Genomic DNA, 16952 nt, shown 5'->3' with positions numbered 1-16952 from the left:
AGGCGAGTGGAAGTTGCGGACGGCGATCAGACCGCAAGAGTCCGGCGGCGACGTTCACGCTGTCACCCGGCGGGCACATGCCGTTCGGGGCGACCTAGCCGATGACGCCGAACACCGTTGCGATGAAACTGCACACGGCACGAGAGTTGTGCCGGGATCTAGACCTCGGTGGCAACCGATCGAAGCACTTCATCATTAATCTCCCCTCGGAAGCGATATGCGTAGTTGGAAACTATATACATATGCAACATACATTGGGAAGAGGTTCGCGACCGGCGTCGTCGTTGGCTTTCCGTACGCCACCAGTACAGATTCCGTACGCCACCAACGCAAACTGAGTCACCCGATCGGTCTGCGGCACCAGCCCGCCGGGTGGGTAGGAGGGGGGATCGTAGTCGTGGCCCCATCGGCGACCCCGGCGGCACATTTCGAACCATGTACGCGGTATTTCTGTTGTTATACACAAGCTTTCGGGCTGTAGCGAACTCCGCCCCGAGCCGACCTGCCGGGCAAACCCTGAAACTCAGATTATTCCTCGGTGCGCGGTTCCCGGGCGTGCAACCGCACTCGGGTTCCGTGCGCAGGCGCAAGCATTATCGAGCGCCGCACAATCCGCTCCGTCTTGTCGTCGACGGCACTGAACTCGCCTTCGCGCAGCAGTGTGTGCAACACAGTGATCAGCTCGCGCATCGAAAAGCTCGCGCCTAGACAGCGTTTCATACCACCACCGAACGGAACCCAGGCGTAGGTGTGCGGCCGGCAGCCGAGAAAGCGCTCGGGGCGGAACTCATTCGGATTCGCGTAGGTCTGCGGGTTGCGGTTGATGGCGATGATATGGACAACGACTCGCGTCCCGGCCTCAATACGGTAGCCGCCGATGGGAAAGGGTTGCGCGGCAACGCGTGCCGTGAACGGCGCCGGTGGACGTATGCGCAGGGTCTCATTGATCACCGCCGTGGTGAAGTCTTCCCCACCGCCAATGGCTTCGGCCTGCACGCGCCGTAACGCTTCGGGATGGTGCAGCAGCAGGTCGAACAGCCAGGCCAGCGTGGTAGCGGTGGTTTCATGGCCCGCCAGCATCAAGGTGATCAGGTCGTCGCGGATCTCGTTGTCCGACAATTGTTCTCCGCCATCGCCACGCGCGGACATCAACAACGCCAGAATGTCGAGCTTCTGGTCGAGATAGGGGTCGCTTCGCCGTTGGGCGATCAGCGGCATGACGACGCCATCGATCTCGGCATTGGCCTGAGTCCGCGCGGGCCACGCCCGCAAGGTGCCGAGGCGCCGTAGCGCGTAGCGGACCGTCAACTGCTCGGAGACACCAAGATTCAGCAATCGCTCGAATGGGCGGCCCAGTCGCCGCACCTCGTCAGGATCGTCGACACCGAAGATGACCTTGACGATCACATCGAGCATCAGCGACCGCGCCGCCTCCAGCATCTGGAACGGACGGTCAACGGGCCAGCTGCGCAACGCCGCGCGGGCCGACTCCTGCATGATCGGCACGTAACTGCTCAGCGCCGCGCCGTGCAGTGGCGGCGTCAAAAGCTTGCGACGGCGCAGATGTTCGGGCTCTTCCTGGACGAACATCGATCCGGACCCGTAGATCGCGGCCGCGGGTCCCACCCCTTCACCGCCGAGCAGGACCTCGGGCGCAGCAGTGAAAACCTGCTTGACCAGTTCGGGGTCGGACACAATCGCGACGTTGCCCAAACTGAGGATCGGCATCGTCATGATCGGTCCGTACCGGCGTATCAATCGCAGCATTCGGCGCTCACCGCCGACCAGATAGGCAAGCGCGTACGCCGCGGCGAAAACCGCACGTACCGCGCGCGGCGCGGGTAATCCGGGTGGGCGGTTCAAGCCAGTCCGGTGGCGACTACGCGCATCGCTCGGGCTCGGCCTCACACAGCGGCGTCACACCACGAAAGTGATATCGGTGTGTCGCCACCCAGCGATAGATGACGTTCTGCATCGCCCCAATGCCGGGGATCCGGTAGATCCACAACGGCAGGCGCGTGCCCAATGCCACGGCCAGGGCGGCGTTGACCGCGTGCGCTCCGGCGAAGACCGCGCCGGAAGAATCCAGCCACCACGCGGATTGCAGCATTCGCTCGCCGGTAACCCCGAGCCGCTCGGCCATCCCCGGTGACTGCATCGGTTCGATGCGCAACATGCCCGTTCGGTTCAGCCGGGCCAGCCGATTGACCTCCCGTGTGCACATGCCACATCGGCCGTCAAAAACTAAGACGCCATGCATCCTTCGATTGTATTTCCAACCGCACTAAGCACAATCGGTGCAGACGGGAAGCCCCGAGCTGGACAGCACCATCCGGTGGCGGTGCTGAACCAGGAAACAGGTCGAGCACGTGAACTCGTCGGACCGCTGCGGAATCACCGTCACGGCAAGTTCTTCGCCGGACAAATCCGCGCCGGGCAGCTCGAAGAAGTACACATCGTTGGGGTCCTCGTCGACTACTGCGGTGGCTGGCCCCGACAAATTGGGATCAAGCTGGCGTAGCTCGGCCGGCTCCTGGTTCTCTACGTCGCTCACACGGCGCGCGTCGTAATCGCTTGCGGTCTTCATGGGCATACCTTCCTGCTGAGCTGCCGGGATGACGCACGTCCGATGCACTCCCCCGTGCGAGTGTCGATACCCCGTTCCGGCGCACCCCACACACGTTCAGTAGAAGAAAATTGCGCGCACGAAAATTCCCGGCGAGCGAACACGATCAACTACTCGGCGGAGGTGCCGGGGCGTTCCGGCACATCGCTACTAGCTGCAGTTCGGCCTTGCGAACGTGGCGATGGGCAGCAATCAGCCGGCCCGAGCCCGCAACGCCGAAGGCGACGGCCGCAATTGCGGCGACCACACCAATCAGGACGTGTCCCGCAGCCAATTGGTACAGGCCAGCAGCCAGGGTCGTCACAGCGGCCGCTACCGCGGCCAAGCCTGGGATATTGGCCGAGTTTTTCAGCGACTCACCGGCGTGCTGACGCGTGGTCCGCGCATAGTCAACCGGGTAGTTCATCTCGGACTCCTCCCCAAACGTGTTCGGCACTAATACGATTCACGTTTAGAGTGGGCGTCTGGTTCAAAGTCTGCACAGAATGCACCGCGATTTGCCGCTTGGCAGCCACTAAATGGCTCGGCGCCGTGTCAGCCAACCCGAAGGCGGGTATGCCGCAGCGATGAGAGCACCCGCTGTCCTTTTCGACGTGGACGGAACCCTGGTTGATTCCAACTATCTGCACGTCTATGCGTGGCTGCGAGCCTTTGACTCCGAAGGCATATCGGTCGCGGCCTGGCAGATCCACCGCTGCATCGGCATGGACGGCTCGAAGTTGGTGGCCGCGCTCTCCGACGATGCGCCGGCGGACGTGCGGGATCGGCTCAGCGATGCACACAGCCGCTATTACCGGGAGATCTCGCCCCTGCTGGCGCCGTTGCCGGGCGCGCGGGATTTGTTGCGCCACGTGGCCGATCTGGGCCTGCAGGTGGTGCTGGCCAGTTCGGCACCCGACGACGACCTCGAGATGCTGCGCAAGGTGCTCGATTGCGACGACGTGATTGCGGCGACGACATCGTCTCGCGACGTCGACACCGCCAAACCCGAGCCGGGCATCGTGGAAGTGGCGCTGCACCGGGCCGCGGTGACGCCTGAGACCGCGGTGTTCGTCGGCGACGCCGTCTGGGATGCGCATGCCGCCCAGGCCGCCGGGGTGCCGTGCATCGCGGTGTTGAGCGGCGGCACCTCCCACGAGGAATTGGCGGCGGCCGGTGCGTCACCCGTCTTCGCCGATGCGCGGGACCTCCTCAAGCAGCTGAGCTCTACCCGCATAGCGGCGCTAGCGCCCGGCCGCTGACTAGGTGCCGTGGGTGCGCAGCGACAGCGGTAACAGCCACCAGAAAAACGCGAACAGCGTTAGCGCTAATCCACCCGCGGTCAACCCCGCCGTGGTCCCGGCCACCGCGACAAAGATGATGACCGTCACCCCGGTCAGCGCCAACCCGAGCAACGCCAGCCCGGCGTAGGCGCACCGGTGCGCGGCCGACACCAGCACCTGCAGGCGATGCCGCCGAAACAGCAGCCGATGAATGCCCACCGGGGCGATCAGCAGCACCGTCGCGGCCACCGAACATCCCACTGTCACCAGGTATGCGATCCGCATGTCGTGATCGAGAACGTCGAACCGCTGCTGGAACGGGAGCGTCAACAGAAACCCGGTGAGCAGCTGCACTCCGGTCTGCACCACGCGCAGCTCCTGCAGCAGGCTGTTCCAGTTGCGGTCGAGCCGCTCGGTTTCGGTTTCGCCACGCGTACCGCGATCCCAGCGTTGGTCGTCTTCCGGGTGGTCGACATCCATGTCGGTCATCTTCGCACCGAACGCCGGCGCCGCGCTTGCGGGACGGCCCAGCACACGCTGAGCCCGGACATTTTGCCCCACAGATAAACATGCACAGCCCCGGCGGCGGTGCAACGATGACATGACCAACAACGGGAGAAGACGATGCCGGCAACCGATCACGAGTGGAGCAAACCCGCGGCGATGGCCATTCCCGCCGCTGGATATTTTGAACTCGAGCGCGGCCGGTACGGCCCCGTCTTTCCGAGAACACCTGCCTGCTATGGCTTCTCGATCATCGCCAAGGTCAAGTCGGGCCGCGAAGAAGCAATCCGGGAGTATGGCAGGGTAATTGAGGCGGCCATCGCCGAACATCCGGATCTGCTTGCCCCGCTGCGCCTGCACTATCTGCGCTGGCAACTGTTCGACGTCGGCTCCGGACTGCACTTCCAATACCAGGGGATTTTCGACACCGACTTCGACAAGTACACCGAAGACGCGATCAAGCTGTTCTCGCAATCGGGCGTCACCACCGTGTTCACCAATCTCGAGGGCTTTCCCGAGGATTGGCAGACCAACCCCGAGGCGTTCATCAAGTTCGTGCGCGATCACCAATGCCCCAGCTTTCTCGAATACGGCGAGTACCCGTACGTCACCGCCGACGAGATCAAGAAGGCGCTGCGGCTCAAGGCCGCGTTCTCCGACATGCTCGACCAGATGCAGTGATGCTTGACCTCGACAATATCCAGCACATCCTGGTGACGCGGACGCCCGCGATGACCGGACGTTACGAGTTTCTGTCGTTCGACGACCCTGCCGGCGGCCGGGCGTGGCTGGCCGAACTGGTGGACAAGGTCCAATCGGCGTTGGATGCCCGTGCGACGATGGACAGCCAGGATCGGTGGATCACGCTTGCCTTCACCTGGAATGGCCTACGGGCACTGGGTGTTTCGGAGGATTCGCTGGCAAGTTTCCCGGACGCGTTCCGGGAGGGTATGGCGGCGCGTGCCGAAATCTTGGGCGACACCGGCTCCAATCATCCCGATAATTGGGGTGGCGGGCTGGCCGCCGATGATCTGCATGCCATCGCAATCTTGTTCGCCCGCAACGATGCCGAGCATCACCGCTGTACCAGCGTGCACGCCGAGCTTGTCTCGCGTTGTCCCGGGGTGCGGGTGCTGTCATATCTCGATTTGAACGCGACGCCGCCGTTCGACTACGCCCATGACCATTTCGGTTTCCGGGATCGGCTGTCGCAGCCGGTGATCGAGGGAAGTGGCGAAGAGCCGACACCGGGCTCGGGCGGACCGCTGAAGGCGGGAGAATTCATCCTGGGCTATCCCGACGAGGAAGGCGTCGTCGCGAATCTGCCACAGCCAGAGGAGCTATCGCGCAACGGCAGCTACATGGCATACCGGCGCCTGCAAGAGCACGTCGCCTTGTTTCGTAGCTATCTGGACGAGCAGGCGGGCACGTCCGGCGAACAGGATCTTCTTGGCGCGAAGATGATGGGCAGGTGGCGAAGCGGCGCGCCGCTGGTCCTCGCGCCCAAGCAAGACGACCCCGAGCTCGGCGCGGATCCCCTGCGTAACAACGACTTCAACTACAAAGAGATGGACCCGTTCGGATACGCCGTGCCGTTGGGATCCCACATCCGTCGGCTGAACCCCCGTGACACGGCCGTCAACATGAACCGGCGCCGGATGATCCGGCGCGGCGCGACCTACGGTGAGGCCCTTGCCGAAGGCGCCGACGACGACGGTGTGGACCGGGGCATCGCGGCATTCATCATCTGCGCCAGCCTGGTGCGCCAATTCGAGTTCGCGCAGAATGTGTGGATCAACGACCGAAACTTCCACGAGTTGGGCAACGAGCACGACCCGATCTGCGGAAGTCAGGACGGCACAATGGAATTCAAGATCCCGAAGCGGCCGATCCGCAAGGTTCTCAAGGGTCTGCCCGCCTTCACCACGCTCACCGGTGGCGCCTACTTCTTCCTTCCGGGCCTCAACGGCCTCCGGTACCTGGCCACGCTCACCTAGTGGAGACACCATGAGTACGCCCGCACGCACCTACAACCAGACCCACGTTCCCCGTAAGCGCACGCCGGGGCACCGTCGCATCAGCATCTACTGGACCTGGAGTTATCCGTGGGAAGCCCAGCGTGATCCTGCCGCGATGGACAACCGGTTCTCCACGATGACCGAAGTCCGCAGGGTGGCCTGGCCGAACTACGAGACCGCGGAGTGGGACCAGGCGCACTTTCTGCAAGGCATCGCCGGAACCCTGGAGTTGTTCCACCGCTCGACGTTGCACTTCCAGGAGCTTGCCGGTGAACTGACCGGTCATCCCGTCGCGGTTTTCCAGCGCATCGACCAGGCCGGCTACCACCTGCCCATCGATGAACGGGTGCTGGCCGACACCGACACCTTGATGGTGTTCGGGCTCGACCACCTACTCGCCCAGGAAGAGGCCCACCCCGAAGAGATCGCCGCGATCGAGACCTGGCTACAGCGGGAAGGCAGCTGCCTGCTGCTGGCACCCCATCACGATGTCGGCTTCACCGACGACGCGAAGCAGCGTCAGATCGAGTACCTGCACCACGGCGATCCGCTGGTGCCCCGTCAGCAGCGGTTCAGTAAATACACCCGCTCCCTGATGAAGGCGCTGCATGTTCCCGTCCACAACACCTGGGGATTGAGGCCGGCAGTCGTCGAGGGCACCAATCAGATCGCACCGCTGACCGGGTTCCGGGATCTAGACACACCGCGGCTGCTCGACAACGTCACGACGTTCAACTTCCACCCGCACCTACCGCACTACGAGCTGACGGCGCCCGAAAGCGATGGCCTACGTGTACTGGGCCGTCAACGCGTCGATCCGACGCGGCCCCACCCGTTCACCGCCGCGGGCAACACCGAGTTCAATGCGCTGATCTGGATGCCGCCCAGCGGCCGCCGCGCCGGCGACATCGTTCTGGTCGATTCGACGAACTTCACGACACTGTTCGGCGGCACCGACAGCCTGGTGAGCTTTTGGCGCAACGTTTCGCGGATGCGCTGACGTCAGCGGTTGAGTGTGCCGTCTTGCACCGCGGTCAATGCGTCGTCCAGCGTCGGATACAAGGGAAACGTCTTGTCCAGACCAGTCAGGTGGATCGGGCGCCGGGTCGCGGGACCCCGCGCGACCACGCCGAACTCCGCGGACTTGCCGAGTTTCTCGTAGGTCGCCGCCAGAATCTTCAGCCCGACCGAGCCGAGGAACTCCACCCCGGAGAGGTCAATGACCAGCGCCGTCGGCCCTTCCGCAACGACCGCACCGATCGCTTGCTCCAGGGCCGGAGCGGTGACCAAATCGATTTCACCGCTGACACTGACCACGGACACCCCATCGTGGTCCGCGACCAACGTGGTAATCGAATCAGGAGCTGACAATGGTGATCCTTCGTCTGGGCCTTAAATGTGGTGCAAGCCTAACCTGCCGTGCGAACTGCGAGAAGAAGAAGACCTCAACACCTGCCCGGCGTCCAATCAGGCTAGTCTCGCAAAAGAACCTGCGCACTGCGGAGCGCGACGTGGCACACGGGAGGCCAGATGTCAGATTCCAGCACCGTCACCACCGCAAGTATCTCCAGTGAAGGCCTTCTTCCGCAGCTCGTGCAGCACCTGCGGCAGAACCGCACCAATCTGCGCGAGGAATGGGCCCGCAGGATCACCGAGGCGGAACTACTCACCGCGATGACGCCCGAGGAGATTTTCTCCGAAGCGACCGCCGTGTACGACAACTATGTCGAGGTGCTCGAGACCGGTAGCGTCGAGGCGCTGCAGGACTACGCCCGCGACCTGTCCGAGCGCATCATTCCGCGTGGTGTGGAAACCGACGAGGTGCTCGGCATCGTGTTGCTGCTGCGTGACGTGCTGGCTCGCTCGCTGTTCGAGAAGTATCAGACCGACTTCGACATGCTCAACCGCGTTCTCGATGCCTATGAACCGGCGGCCAACCGCATCGCCAACACCGTGGGCGTGTCCTTCGTGCAGGAACGCGAGCGCATCATCCGCCAGCAGCAGGAGGCGATCCGCGAACTGTCCACGCCGGTGCTGCAGGTGCGCGAGCAGCTCCTGATTCTGCCGATCATCGGTGTGCTGGACAGTCAGCGCGCCCGCCAGGTCACCGAGCAGCTGTTGAGAGCTATCCGAGCCAACCGCGCGAAGGTCGTCGTCATCGACATCACCGGTGTGCCGACCATCGACTCCACGGTGGCCAACCACCTGGTGCAGACGGTGGACGCGTCCGGCCTGATGGGTGCCAGTGTCATCATCACCGGTCTGTCTTCGGAGATCGCCCTGACGCTGGTGACGATCGGGCTGGATCTGTCGAAGATGAACGCCGTCGGTGACCTGCAGGGTGGTATCGAAGAAGCAGAGCGCCTGCTGGGCTACGAAGTCACGCGCACCGGCGAGCTGACCGGGTGAGCACAACTAGCACGGACACCGTATGCCAGTACCCATCCTGAAACAGGGCTCGATTCTCATCGCGTCGGTGCAGGCCGCCCTGTCCGACTCGGACGCCGAACGGCTGCGGTATGACCTGATGGAGCGGGTCAGCCAATTCCGCGCGCAGGGCATCATCGTCGACGTCACCGCCATCGATGTGATGGACTCATTCGCCGCCCGGTCGCTACGGACCATCGCACACATGACCCGGCTGCGCGGCGCTGACACCGTGATCGTAGGCCTGCAGCCAGAAGTGGCCTTTGCGATGGTGCAACTGGGCCTGGCGTTCGACGACATGAATACCGCGTTGGATCTTGAGGAGGGCCTTGCCCTGCTGAATCGCCAACGGGGAGTAGGGAAACCGACGATCGGGCGCGACGGTGGCGTGTGACATTGTCGTCGTCATCAACAATCCCGACGACATCGTCGAAGCCCGCAAAGCAGGACATCAGCTCGCACTAGAACTCGGGTTTTCCCTTACCGACGTCACCATGATCGCCACGGCGATCTCCGAAATCGCGCGAAATATCACCAGCTACGCGGGGCGGGGCACCGTGCGGGTCGCGGTGACCGAGCGTGACGGCCGCGAGGCGCTGGTGGTTCGCGCCGAGGACGACGGTCCGGGCATCGCCGATATCGAGCGGGCGATGGAAGACGGCTACTCAACGGGGCGCGGGTTGGGCATGGGGCTGCCCGGGTCGCGCCGTTTGATGGACCGACTGATCGTGGAATCCGCACTCGGCAAGGGAACCGTGATCGAAATGTGGAAATGGGTTCCCGGCCGTGCGTGAAAACGGTCGACTCGGCCCCATCGAGTGGGCGAATGCGGGGCGTCCCCTCCCGGGTGAGAACACCAGCGGCGACCGCAAGATCGCGATCGGCATCGACGACGATGCCGCCCTGTTCGGTGTGGTCGACGGCCTGGGTCATGGACCTGCGGCCGCGACCGCCGCGATCCGTGCCGTCGAGACAGTGCAGCGGGCCGCCGGCGAGCGCCTCGAGGTCCTGATCCAGCTCTGCCACCGGGTATTGGGGGGGACCAGAGGAGTCGCAATGACCCTGGCGCGGGTGGATTTCGCGGCCAAAACGCTCACCTGGACCGGGGTTGGAAATGTCGGCGCTAACCTCGTCTCCAAGGATGCGACCGGTGTCCACATCCGATCCAGTGCGCGCCTTGCCGCCGGCATCGTCGGCTATCGCATCCCGGAAATCAGGCCGGCACAGGTTGTTTCAATTCGAGTCGGCGACTTGATCGTCCTGACCAGCGACGGCATCGCCGAGGATCACCTGGACCACATCGACTTCGCCGCATCGGCCGCGGTGATAGCCGACCACATTCTGGGTAAACATGCGAAAGAAACCGACGACGCGATGGTGCTCGCCGCGCGTCACCGGGGGACCTCGACATGACCGAAGCGGCCGAATTTCACGCTCAGTACATCGCCGCGCTGCGGACCTACTTGGACGCGCGCGACGATAACATCCTGGCCGTCGCCCACGAACTCGGACGCCGGGCGTTGCAAGAACAAATCAGCATGCTCGACATCATCGAGCACCACGTCCGGCTCGTCCTCGAGCTGACCACCGACATCCAAGTTGACGCACCGGTCGCACTGGAATTTCTATTGCAGACGCTAGCTCCGCTCGACGTCGCGACCCGAGGATTCCTCGACGGCACCAAGCGCTACGCGGAGCAGCGTGCCCGTGCCGACGGCCTCGCCGACCGGGACAAATTCCGTACCGCCCTGGTTAATTCGTTGCAGGAGGGCTTCTTCGTCGCCGATCACGAAGGCTCGATCATCGAGATGAACAGCGCCTTCATCGAGATACTCGGCTACCCCACCGAGGGCTTGCCCTACCGGTGGCCACACCCTTGGCTGGTCGACAAGAAGACTGCGCGAGAACACCAGTCCCGGGTCCGCAGCGAGGGCGGCACCCAGTACGAGACACCGATTCGGCATCGAGACGGCCATCTGGCCTGGGTGATGGTGAGCATCAATGCCGTCAAAGCGAGCGACGCCGACGAGGCGGTGTACGTGGGAACGATTCGCGACGTCACCGCGGAACGCGCATTCGCCGCCCGGGAGAGCGCTGTCCTGCGCCTGGCCACCGCGGTGGCGGTGGCCAAGAGCGTATCCGAGCTACTGGCGATCACCCTCGACGAATGCCGGACCGCGATCGGCGTACAGCGTGTGATCGCTGTGACCTGGCCGGCCGGCGACGGCGAGCCCACCGTGCAGGTGGCGGGTGAGCCGGACGAAACGACTTGGCGCGGAATGGATCCCTGGTTGCGCGACACATTTCAGGATGCGCGCCAACAGCTTCCGCTGACGGCTAAGACCATTGAGCGGCCCAACAAACCCGGTAAGGCACATGGGTTGGTCGCAGTGCTCTCCGGCACCGGAGACCTCGCCTTGTGGATGGAGCTGGGGGTCCCGCGCTGGGTCAGTGCGGAGGATCGGCTCTTGGTCACGGTGCTGATCGGTCATCTCAGTTTGGCCATGCAGCATGTTCGCCAATTCGAAAGTGCCCGCGAAACTTCGCTGACATTGCAGCGTGCGCTGCTGCCCGCGATGGAGCCGCCGCCGGGCTTCGCGATGCGCTACGAGCCCGCGGTACCACCGTTGGAGATCGGAGGTGACTGGTATGACGTGCTGCCGATCGGCGATCATCGCATCGGCATCGTCGTCGGCGACTGCGTAGGCCGGGGTCTGCCGGCCGCCGCGATCATGGGTCAGCTGCGCAGCTCGGCACGCGCGCTGTTGATTAACGGCGCCCAACCCGCATTGTTGCTCGAACAACTCGATCTGGCGGCATCGCTCATTCCGAATGCGTACTGCACCACCGTGTTTTTGGCGATCCTGGATACCGAATCCGGAGTGTTGGAGTACAGCAACGCCGGTCACATGCCTGCGGTGCTCGCCGGACCTTCAGGCACCTCGGTCCTAAATGACGGCCGGTCGGTGCCGTTGGCGGTGCTTCGCGACGAACCTCGCCCGCAAATCTCCCGGCGGCTGTCATCCGGCTCGACGTTGATGGTGTTCACCGATGGACTAGTAGAACGCAAACACGAGTCGCTTGATGACGGAATAACCCGCGCCGCAGACGTTTTGCTGGAGACGATGACTTCGCCGCTGGACTCCGTCGCGGACGTGGTGCTTCGCGAGCTTTCCCCGGCAACGGGCTACGATGACGATGTGGCGATGGTGATATACCGGCACCAGCTGGCGCCACTGCGAATCGAAACACATGCTATCGCAGATGAATTGGCTACCATCCGGCATCGGCTGGCCGATTGGCTCAGGGCCGCTGACGTCCCGCGCGACTTGGTGGATGACATCGTGCTGGTCGCCAACGAAGCGTGCACCAACTGCGTCGAACATGCCTACCGCGGGCATGGTCTCGGGACAACACTGCTCGAAGTCAAAACCGTCGACGGCGAAGTCCGCGCCCGCGTCACCGACCAAGGATCCTGGAAACCGCCAAAGGTCAACCCGGGCAACAGCGGGCGGGGCCTCATCCTGATGCGCGCGATCAGCGACACGATGGAAATCGACAGCAGCCCAACCGGAACCATCGTCGACATCACCTTCCGGCTACCGACAGCTCCCATAGGGGTCGATGACTGGTCCGGTGGCCGCTAGAAAGCGCCGGTCCGACGCCGCGAACACCGTTTGCGGGGACCCCGTTCGTGGTATCTCCACCGACGTGACTCAAGCGTCGACAACTGTAGAACCCGCCCTACCGGCAGCGCACGGACCGCTGTCGACGGCCGTGCATCGCGCGTTGGCCGGGCCGCCGTCCGGGGATCATCTGGCCCGCATCGGGGCATCGGTAGGCGATTCGGATCCCTACGGCCTCGACCTGCAGCTGGCCCTGTGCATGTGCTACGAGCTGCACTACCGGGGTTTTGCGGGAGTGGATCCCACCTGGGAGTGGAACCCCGACCTGCTGAGGCTGCGCGCCGAACTCGAGCGCGCCTTTTTGGCGGGCGTGCGCCGCGACGTCGGCCCGATCGAACCCGGCCGCACCTCGGCGGCGGAGATGGCAGCGATTTCGGTCGAACCCGGCGACGGCACCGGGCCGTCGTACTACTTGCGCGACAGCGGGACCTGGCAGCAGATGCGCGAATACTTCGTGCATCGGTCGATGTATCACCTCAAGGAGGGCGATCCGCATGCCTGGGCCATTCCCCGGCTGACGGGCGGTGCCAAGGCGGCATTCGTGGCGGTCGAGTTCGACGAGTACGGCGCCGGTCTTGGCCACCGAATACACCAGCAGCTCTTCGCGGATCTGTTGACGGCGGCCGATCTGGACTCGACCTATCTGGGCTACCTTGACGACGTGCCTGCCGAAGCGCTCGCAGTGGTCAATCTGATGTCGCTGTTCGGCCTGCACCGCTGGCTGCGTGGCGCGGCGATCGGGCATTTCACCGCTACGGAGATCACGTCGTCTCCCGGCTCACGGCGCATGGCCCAGGCGCTCGAGCGGATGGGCGCACCACCGGCCTGTGTCGGGTTCTATCGTGAGCACGTCGAGGCCGACGCCGTACACGAACAAGTGGTGCGCATCGACGTAGTGGGCGATCTCGTCGCCCGCGAACCAAAATTGGACCGCGACATCGTTTTCGGGATGCGCGCCTTCACAGCGGTCGAAGATCGCCTGGCGGACAAAATCATGGAGTCCTGGACGCAGGGCCGGACGTCGCTGCGCCGACCGCTCATTTAGCCGCTGAGCCAACATCTTCGACGTGCCGGCAGCGCCGGTGGCTGGTGTCACATAGCGGGTATTCCTTGCTCCGTCCACAGGTGCAGATGGCCACCATGAAACGGTCGGACTCGACGACACCGCCGCCGTCGGTTTCGATACGCACGGGCCCCGATACCAGAATCGGTCCTTTAGGTACCACCCGCACCCGGGTGCTTGTCATGGTTTGTCCGCCCGGATCACCACCAGCTCCTCTTCCCGGCAGCCGCTGCGCACCAGGCCGACCTGCTCCAGCCAGGCCGCCCGCTGAGTCAGCACGGGTCCGAATGGAATTCGTTTGCAAGCAACGACTTCGGCGTTTAATCCGGTCGATCGAAGGCAGTCCAGCGAACGGTGGATCCCGGCCAAGGCGGACTGTACCAACAGTAGAGATCCGCCGGCGCACAGCAGGTCTGACGCCGACGCGCAGAGTGGGTCCAACACTCGCCGCCCATCGCAACCCGCATTCCACGCCCATGACGGGCCCACTCCCGGCGAGACCATGTCGATGTCGTCCTCCGCGGGAGTCGGCACGTAGGGCGGGTTGGCCGCCACCACATCGAATGGTGCGCAGGTCATGGCCGCGATCCACGAGCCTTCCCGGACATCGAGATCGACTCCCGCGACGATCGCGTTGCCCTGACTGAAATGCACCGCGTGTGGACAGATGTCGAAGGCCGTGACGCTGGCACAACCCATTTCGGCAGCGGCGATCGCGACATAACCGCTTCCGGTACACAGATCCAGGACTCGACGACCGGGGATCATCCCGCTGTATTGCATTGCGCTAACCAGCAATCGGGAATCATCTTGTGGCTGATACACCGTCTGTACATCCAGAATGTCGGCGGTAACCGGGTACGTGCTGGTCAACAGTGGGCCTTTCGGGTGATCGCCGTGCTGGTCACGGCCTGTCGTGTTAATGCCCACAAACAGTGTGTTGAAACGCCGGCCATGCCCGCCGGCGACTTAACTCGTTGTAGCGTGCGCGAATTGCTTAATGACGGTCGCGCAAAATGCCGGCAGGTCCGCCGGAGAGCGACTGGTAATCAAATTGCCGTCCACAACGACTTCCTCATCCACGACGTGCGCGCCGGCGTTGCGCAGATCGGTGCGAATGCTCGGATAGGACGTGAGCGTGCGCCCCGCCACCACACCGGCCTCCACCAGCGTCCACGGCCCGTGACAGATGGCTGCGACCGGCTTTCCCGAGCCGACGAAGTCGCGAACGAACGAGACGGCGGTCGGGTCCTTGCGCAGCTTGTCAGGGTTCACCGTGCCGCCCGGCAGTATCAAACCGGCGAACTCTTCCACCGAAGCGTCCGCCACAACACGGTCGACCGTGAATCGCCCGGCAGGTTCGAGATCGTGCTCGCGCGCCTGGATTTCGCCTGCCTTCAACGACAGGACTTCGACCCGGGCGCCGGCTTGTTTCATTGCTGCGCGCGGCTGCTCGAGCTCTGCCTTTTCCACGCCGTCAGCCGCCAGAATGGCGATTACCTTGCCTTGCAATTCGTTTGGCATTAATTCTCCTTCGCGGTCAAACGCGCGGTTAGGGCGATGCCGCTCGCAGCGCCGTAAGCAAGGGTTCCGCCACTTCTTTGAGGAACAGATCTTGCGTCGACCCGCCGATCTGAATCAGGGCGATGTCGGTGAAGCCGGCCTCCCAATAGGGCCGGACCGCATCCACGATCGCGTCCAGATCCGGGCCGCAGGGAATGCTGTCGGCCACATCTTCGGGACGCACGAACTGCGTCGCCCCGGCGAAGCCGGCCGGTGTCGGCAAATCGGCGTTAACGGCCCAACCCCCGCCGAACCACCGGAACTGGTCATGCGCGCGCTCGATCGCCGCGTCCCGGTCGGGGTCCCAACAGACCGGTATCTGACCGATCACCCGCCCGCCTTCGGCGCCGTTGGCGGCCTGCCGGGAGACATGCCAGGAGTCCACCAGGCCCTTGTCGGGCTGCACCGCGATCAGATGGTCGGCAAGCTTGGCGAATTTCTCGACGCTCTTCGCCCCGCTGATCGCAACGCCCAGGCCGACCGGGACATCGGGCACATCCCACAGTCGCGCGGAGTCCACCTGAAAGTAGTCACCACGCAAGTTCACCAGGTGGCCGCCGAACAGTTCCCGGATGATCTTGATGGCTTCGCGCAGCATGTCTTGGCGCCGCTCGATGGTCGGCCAGTCCTTACCGACGACGTGTTCATTGAGGTTCTCCCCGCTGCCCAGCCCGAGCGTGAACCGCCCGTCGGCGAGAAGCTGCACGGTGGCGGCCTGTTGGGCGACGATCGCGGGGTGGTACCGCATCGTCGGGCACGTCACATAGGTGTACAGATCCACCCGTTCGGTAGCGTGTGCTACCGCGCCCAGCACCGCCCAGGCGTTGGGGGCATGCCCCTGCGACGTCAGCCACGGGGAGAAGTGGTCGCTGCAGACCTCGAAATCAAACCCGCGCTGCTCGGCCGAAACCGCGTACCGCACAAGGTCTTTGGGACCACTCTGCTCGGTCATCAAGGTGTATCCGAACCTGGTCATAGCAGACCGGATACCCGGGACGAACGGACGCAAACGCCCGCGGCGCGCGCCTAAAGCCGCTCTTTGACCGCCGCCGAGAGCCGGGAGCCGTCGGCCTTTCCGGCCGCGATCGCGGCCGCGGCCTTCATGACCTGCCCCATCTGCTTCATACCTGGGCGCTCGCCGATCGCCTCAGCCACCTGGGCGATGGCCGTGTCGACCACGTCAGCCAGCTCGGCCTCGTTAAGCGGCGTGGGCAGATACTCGTCGATGATCCGTGCCTCCGCGTGCTCGGTCGCGGCGAGCTCGCCGCGACCGTTCTGCGTGTAGATCTCGGCGGCCTCACCGCGCTTGCGGGATTCCCGGGCCAGCACTTTCAGGATTTCGTCATCGGAGAGTTCCCTGGCCTGCTTGCCGGAAACTTCCTCGGTCTGGATCGCAGCCAGCAACATCCGCAGGGTCGCGGTCCGCAACTTATCCTGGGACTTCATCGCCCCGGTCAGGTCCGCCCGAAGCCGGGCTTTGAATTCCGCCATGCTCTACAGACGCTACGCGCCCCAACGGTGCCCAGATTGCGCAGTCCAACGGGGCGGGACCGGAAACCGGGGAAGATTGAGAAAAGCCCCGACCGCCGACAGGATGGAGCCCATGACCTACGACGACGGCTGCTGGACACGGTGACCGCGCTACCGCCTGGCTATCCGGTTGGTCCCTCGCCGGGAGGGCCGCCGCCCGACGGCTACTTGCCACCGGCGTATGGCACGCCGCCCGCCTACGGGGATCCACCACCCGGTTACGGGCCCCCTGCCGGCTACGGTCCCCCGCCGGGTTACGGGCCCCCTGCCGGC

21 protein-coding genes are annotated in these 16952 nt (G+C 64.2%); 10 read left to right on the top strand and 11 right to left on the bottom strand.

The genetic code is table 11. The features are described from left to right. Positions 1–528: 528 nt before the first annotated feature. The 4 genes from DB708_RS01760 to DB708_RS01745 form a co-directional block, all read right to left on the bottom strand. Positions 529–1908 carry a cytochrome P450 gene (locus tag DB708_RS01760; protein WP_108920227.1) on the bottom strand — a complete coding sequence of 460 codons (1380 nt, stop codon included), beginning with the start codon at positions 1906–1908 and terminating at the stop codon, positions 529–531. Continuing rightward, positions 1880–2260: a thiol-disulfide oxidoreductase DCC family protein gene (locus DB708_RS01755; protein WP_108920226.1), complete on the bottom strand. Its 381-nt coding sequence runs from the start codon at positions 2258–2260 to the stop codon at positions 1880–1882. The genes DB708_RS01760 and DB708_RS01755 overlap by 29 nt, the downstream gene beginning before the upstream one ends. A gap of 24 nt (positions 2261–2284) precedes the next feature. After that, complete coding sequence (locus DB708_RS01750; RefSeq protein ID WP_108920537.1) at positions 2285–2587, bottom strand: DUF4193 domain-containing protein; 303 nt, start codon at positions 2585–2587, stop codon at positions 2285–2287. 145 nt (positions 2588–2732) lie between these two features. Next, positions 2733–3032, bottom strand: coding sequence for a hypothetical protein (locus DB708_RS01745; RefSeq protein WP_108920225.1), 300 nt, complete (start codon positions 3030–3032; stop codon positions 2733–2735). Positions 3033–3192: 160 nt separating this feature from the next. On the opposite strand from DB708_RS01745, the gene DB708_RS01740 reads away from it, so the two are divergent. Then, positions 3193–3867: an HAD family hydrolase gene (locus DB708_RS01740; RefSeq protein WP_108920535.1), complete on the top strand. Its 675-nt coding sequence runs from the start codon at positions 3193–3195 to the stop codon at positions 3865–3867. On the opposite strand, the gene DB708_RS01735 is transcribed toward DB708_RS01740, so the two are convergent. After that, complete coding sequence (locus tag DB708_RS01735) at positions 3868–4368, bottom strand: DUF6328 family protein (RefSeq protein WP_108920536.1); 501 nt, start codon at positions 4366–4368, stop codon at positions 3868–3870. 144 nt (positions 4369–4512) lie between these two features. Between DB708_RS01735 and DB708_RS01730 the strand changes: the two genes are divergently transcribed. Genes DB708_RS01730 through DB708_RS01720 form a run of 3 tightly spaced genes read left to right on the top strand, consistent with a single transcriptional unit; the run spans position 4513 to position 7410 of the window. Next, entirely contained in the window at positions 4513–5073 is a 561-nt protein-coding gene (locus tag DB708_RS01730) for a hypothetical protein (protein ID WP_108920224.1), read from the top strand. Then, positions 5073–6389, top strand: coding sequence for a Dyp-type peroxidase (locus DB708_RS01725; protein WP_108920223.1), 1317 nt, complete (start codon positions 5073–5075; stop codon positions 6387–6389). Before DB708_RS01730 ends, DB708_RS01725 begins: the two co-directional genes overlap by 1 nt. 10 nt (positions 6390–6399) lie before the next feature. Continuing rightward, positions 6400–7410: a hypothetical protein gene (locus DB708_RS01720; RefSeq protein WP_108920222.1), complete on the top strand. Its 1011-nt coding sequence runs from the start codon at positions 6400–6402 to the stop codon at positions 7408–7410. 2 nt (positions 7411–7412) lie between these two features. Here the strand turns inward: DB708_RS01720 and DB708_RS01715 are convergent, their stop codons facing one another. Further along, a complete protein-coding gene (locus DB708_RS01715) occupies positions 7413–7781 on the bottom strand; it encodes an STAS domain-containing protein (RefSeq protein WP_235616577.1) in 369 nt (122 codons plus the stop codon). A 159-nt stretch (positions 7782–7940) separates the two neighbouring features. Between DB708_RS01715 and DB708_RS01710 the strand changes: the two genes are divergently transcribed. From DB708_RS01710 to DB708_RS01685, 6 genes are all read left to right on the top strand, one after another. Continuing rightward, a complete protein-coding gene (locus DB708_RS01710) occupies positions 7941–8819 on the top strand; it encodes an STAS domain-containing protein (protein WP_108920220.1) in 879 nt (292 codons plus the stop codon). A gap of 22 nt (positions 8820–8841) precedes the next feature. Further along, positions 8842–9231: an STAS domain-containing protein gene (locus tag DB708_RS01705; RefSeq protein WP_108920219.1), complete on the top strand. Its 390-nt coding sequence runs from the start codon at positions 8842–8844 to the stop codon at positions 9229–9231. Beyond that, entirely contained in the window at positions 9221–9631 is a 411-nt protein-coding gene (locus tag DB708_RS01700) for an anti-sigma regulatory factor (RefSeq protein WP_108920218.1), read from the top strand. The genes DB708_RS01705 and DB708_RS01700 overlap by 11 nt, the downstream gene beginning before the upstream one ends. After that, positions 9624–10250 (top strand): SpoIIE family protein phosphatase, encoded by a 627-nt coding sequence (locus DB708_RS01695; RefSeq protein WP_108920217.1) that lies wholly within the window; start codon positions 9624–9626, stop codon positions 10248–10250. The genes DB708_RS01700 and DB708_RS01695 overlap by 8 nt, the downstream gene beginning before the upstream one ends. After that, positions 10247–12484: a SpoIIE family protein phosphatase gene (locus DB708_RS01690; protein WP_108920216.1), complete on the top strand. Its 2238-nt coding sequence runs from the start codon at positions 10247–10249 to the stop codon at positions 12482–12484. Before DB708_RS01695 ends, DB708_RS01690 begins: the two co-directional genes overlap by 4 nt. A gap of 64 nt (positions 12485–12548) precedes the next feature. Further along, the gene (locus DB708_RS01685) at positions 12549–13568 is read left to right on the top strand and encodes an iron-containing redox enzyme family protein (RefSeq protein WP_235616576.1); all 1020 of its coding nucleotides are present in this window, start codon (positions 12549–12551) and stop codon (positions 13566–13568) included. Here the strand turns inward: DB708_RS01685 and DB708_RS01680 are convergent. From DB708_RS01680 to DB708_RS01660, 5 genes are all read right to left on the bottom strand, one after another. After that, on the bottom strand, positions 13561–13770 hold the full coding sequence (locus tag DB708_RS01680) for a CDGSH iron-sulfur domain-containing protein (protein ID WP_108920214.1): 210 nt from the start codon (positions 13768–13770) through the stop codon (positions 13561–13563). The genes DB708_RS01685 and DB708_RS01680 overlap by 8 nt on opposite strands. Next, the gene (locus tag DB708_RS01675; RefSeq protein WP_108920534.1) at positions 13767–14459 is read right to left on the bottom strand and encodes a HemK2/MTQ2 family protein methyltransferase; all 693 of its coding nucleotides are present in this window, start codon (positions 14457–14459) and stop codon (positions 13767–13769) included. The genes DB708_RS01680 and DB708_RS01675 overlap by 4 nt, the downstream gene beginning before the upstream one ends. Before the next feature lie 96 nt (positions 14460–14555). Next, positions 14556–15110 carry a type 1 glutamine amidotransferase domain-containing protein gene (locus tag DB708_RS01670; RefSeq protein WP_108920213.1) on the bottom strand — a complete coding sequence of 185 codons (555 nt, stop codon included), beginning with the start codon at positions 15108–15110 and terminating at the stop codon, positions 14556–14558. A gap of 28 nt (positions 15111–15138) precedes the next feature. Next, complete coding sequence (locus DB708_RS01665; RefSeq protein WP_108920212.1) at positions 15139–16125, bottom strand: LLM class F420-dependent oxidoreductase; 987 nt, start codon at positions 16123–16125, stop codon at positions 15139–15141. A 50-nt stretch (positions 16126–16175) separates the two neighbouring features. Beyond that, the gene (locus DB708_RS01660) at positions 16176–16640 is read right to left on the bottom strand and encodes a GatB/YqeY domain-containing protein (RefSeq protein WP_108920211.1); all 465 of its coding nucleotides are present in this window, start codon (positions 16638–16640) and stop codon (positions 16176–16178) included. Positions 16641–16952: the final 312 nt, after the last annotated feature.

Origin of the sequence: Mycobacterium montefiorense, from assembly GCF_003112775.1 — a bacterium.
GTDB lineage: Bacteria > Actinomycetota > Actinomycetes > Mycobacteriales > Mycobacteriaceae > Mycobacterium > Mycobacterium montefiorense.
The sequence above is the reverse complement of the archived record's forward strand: the minus strand, read 5'-3'. Positions and strand labels throughout refer to the sequence as shown.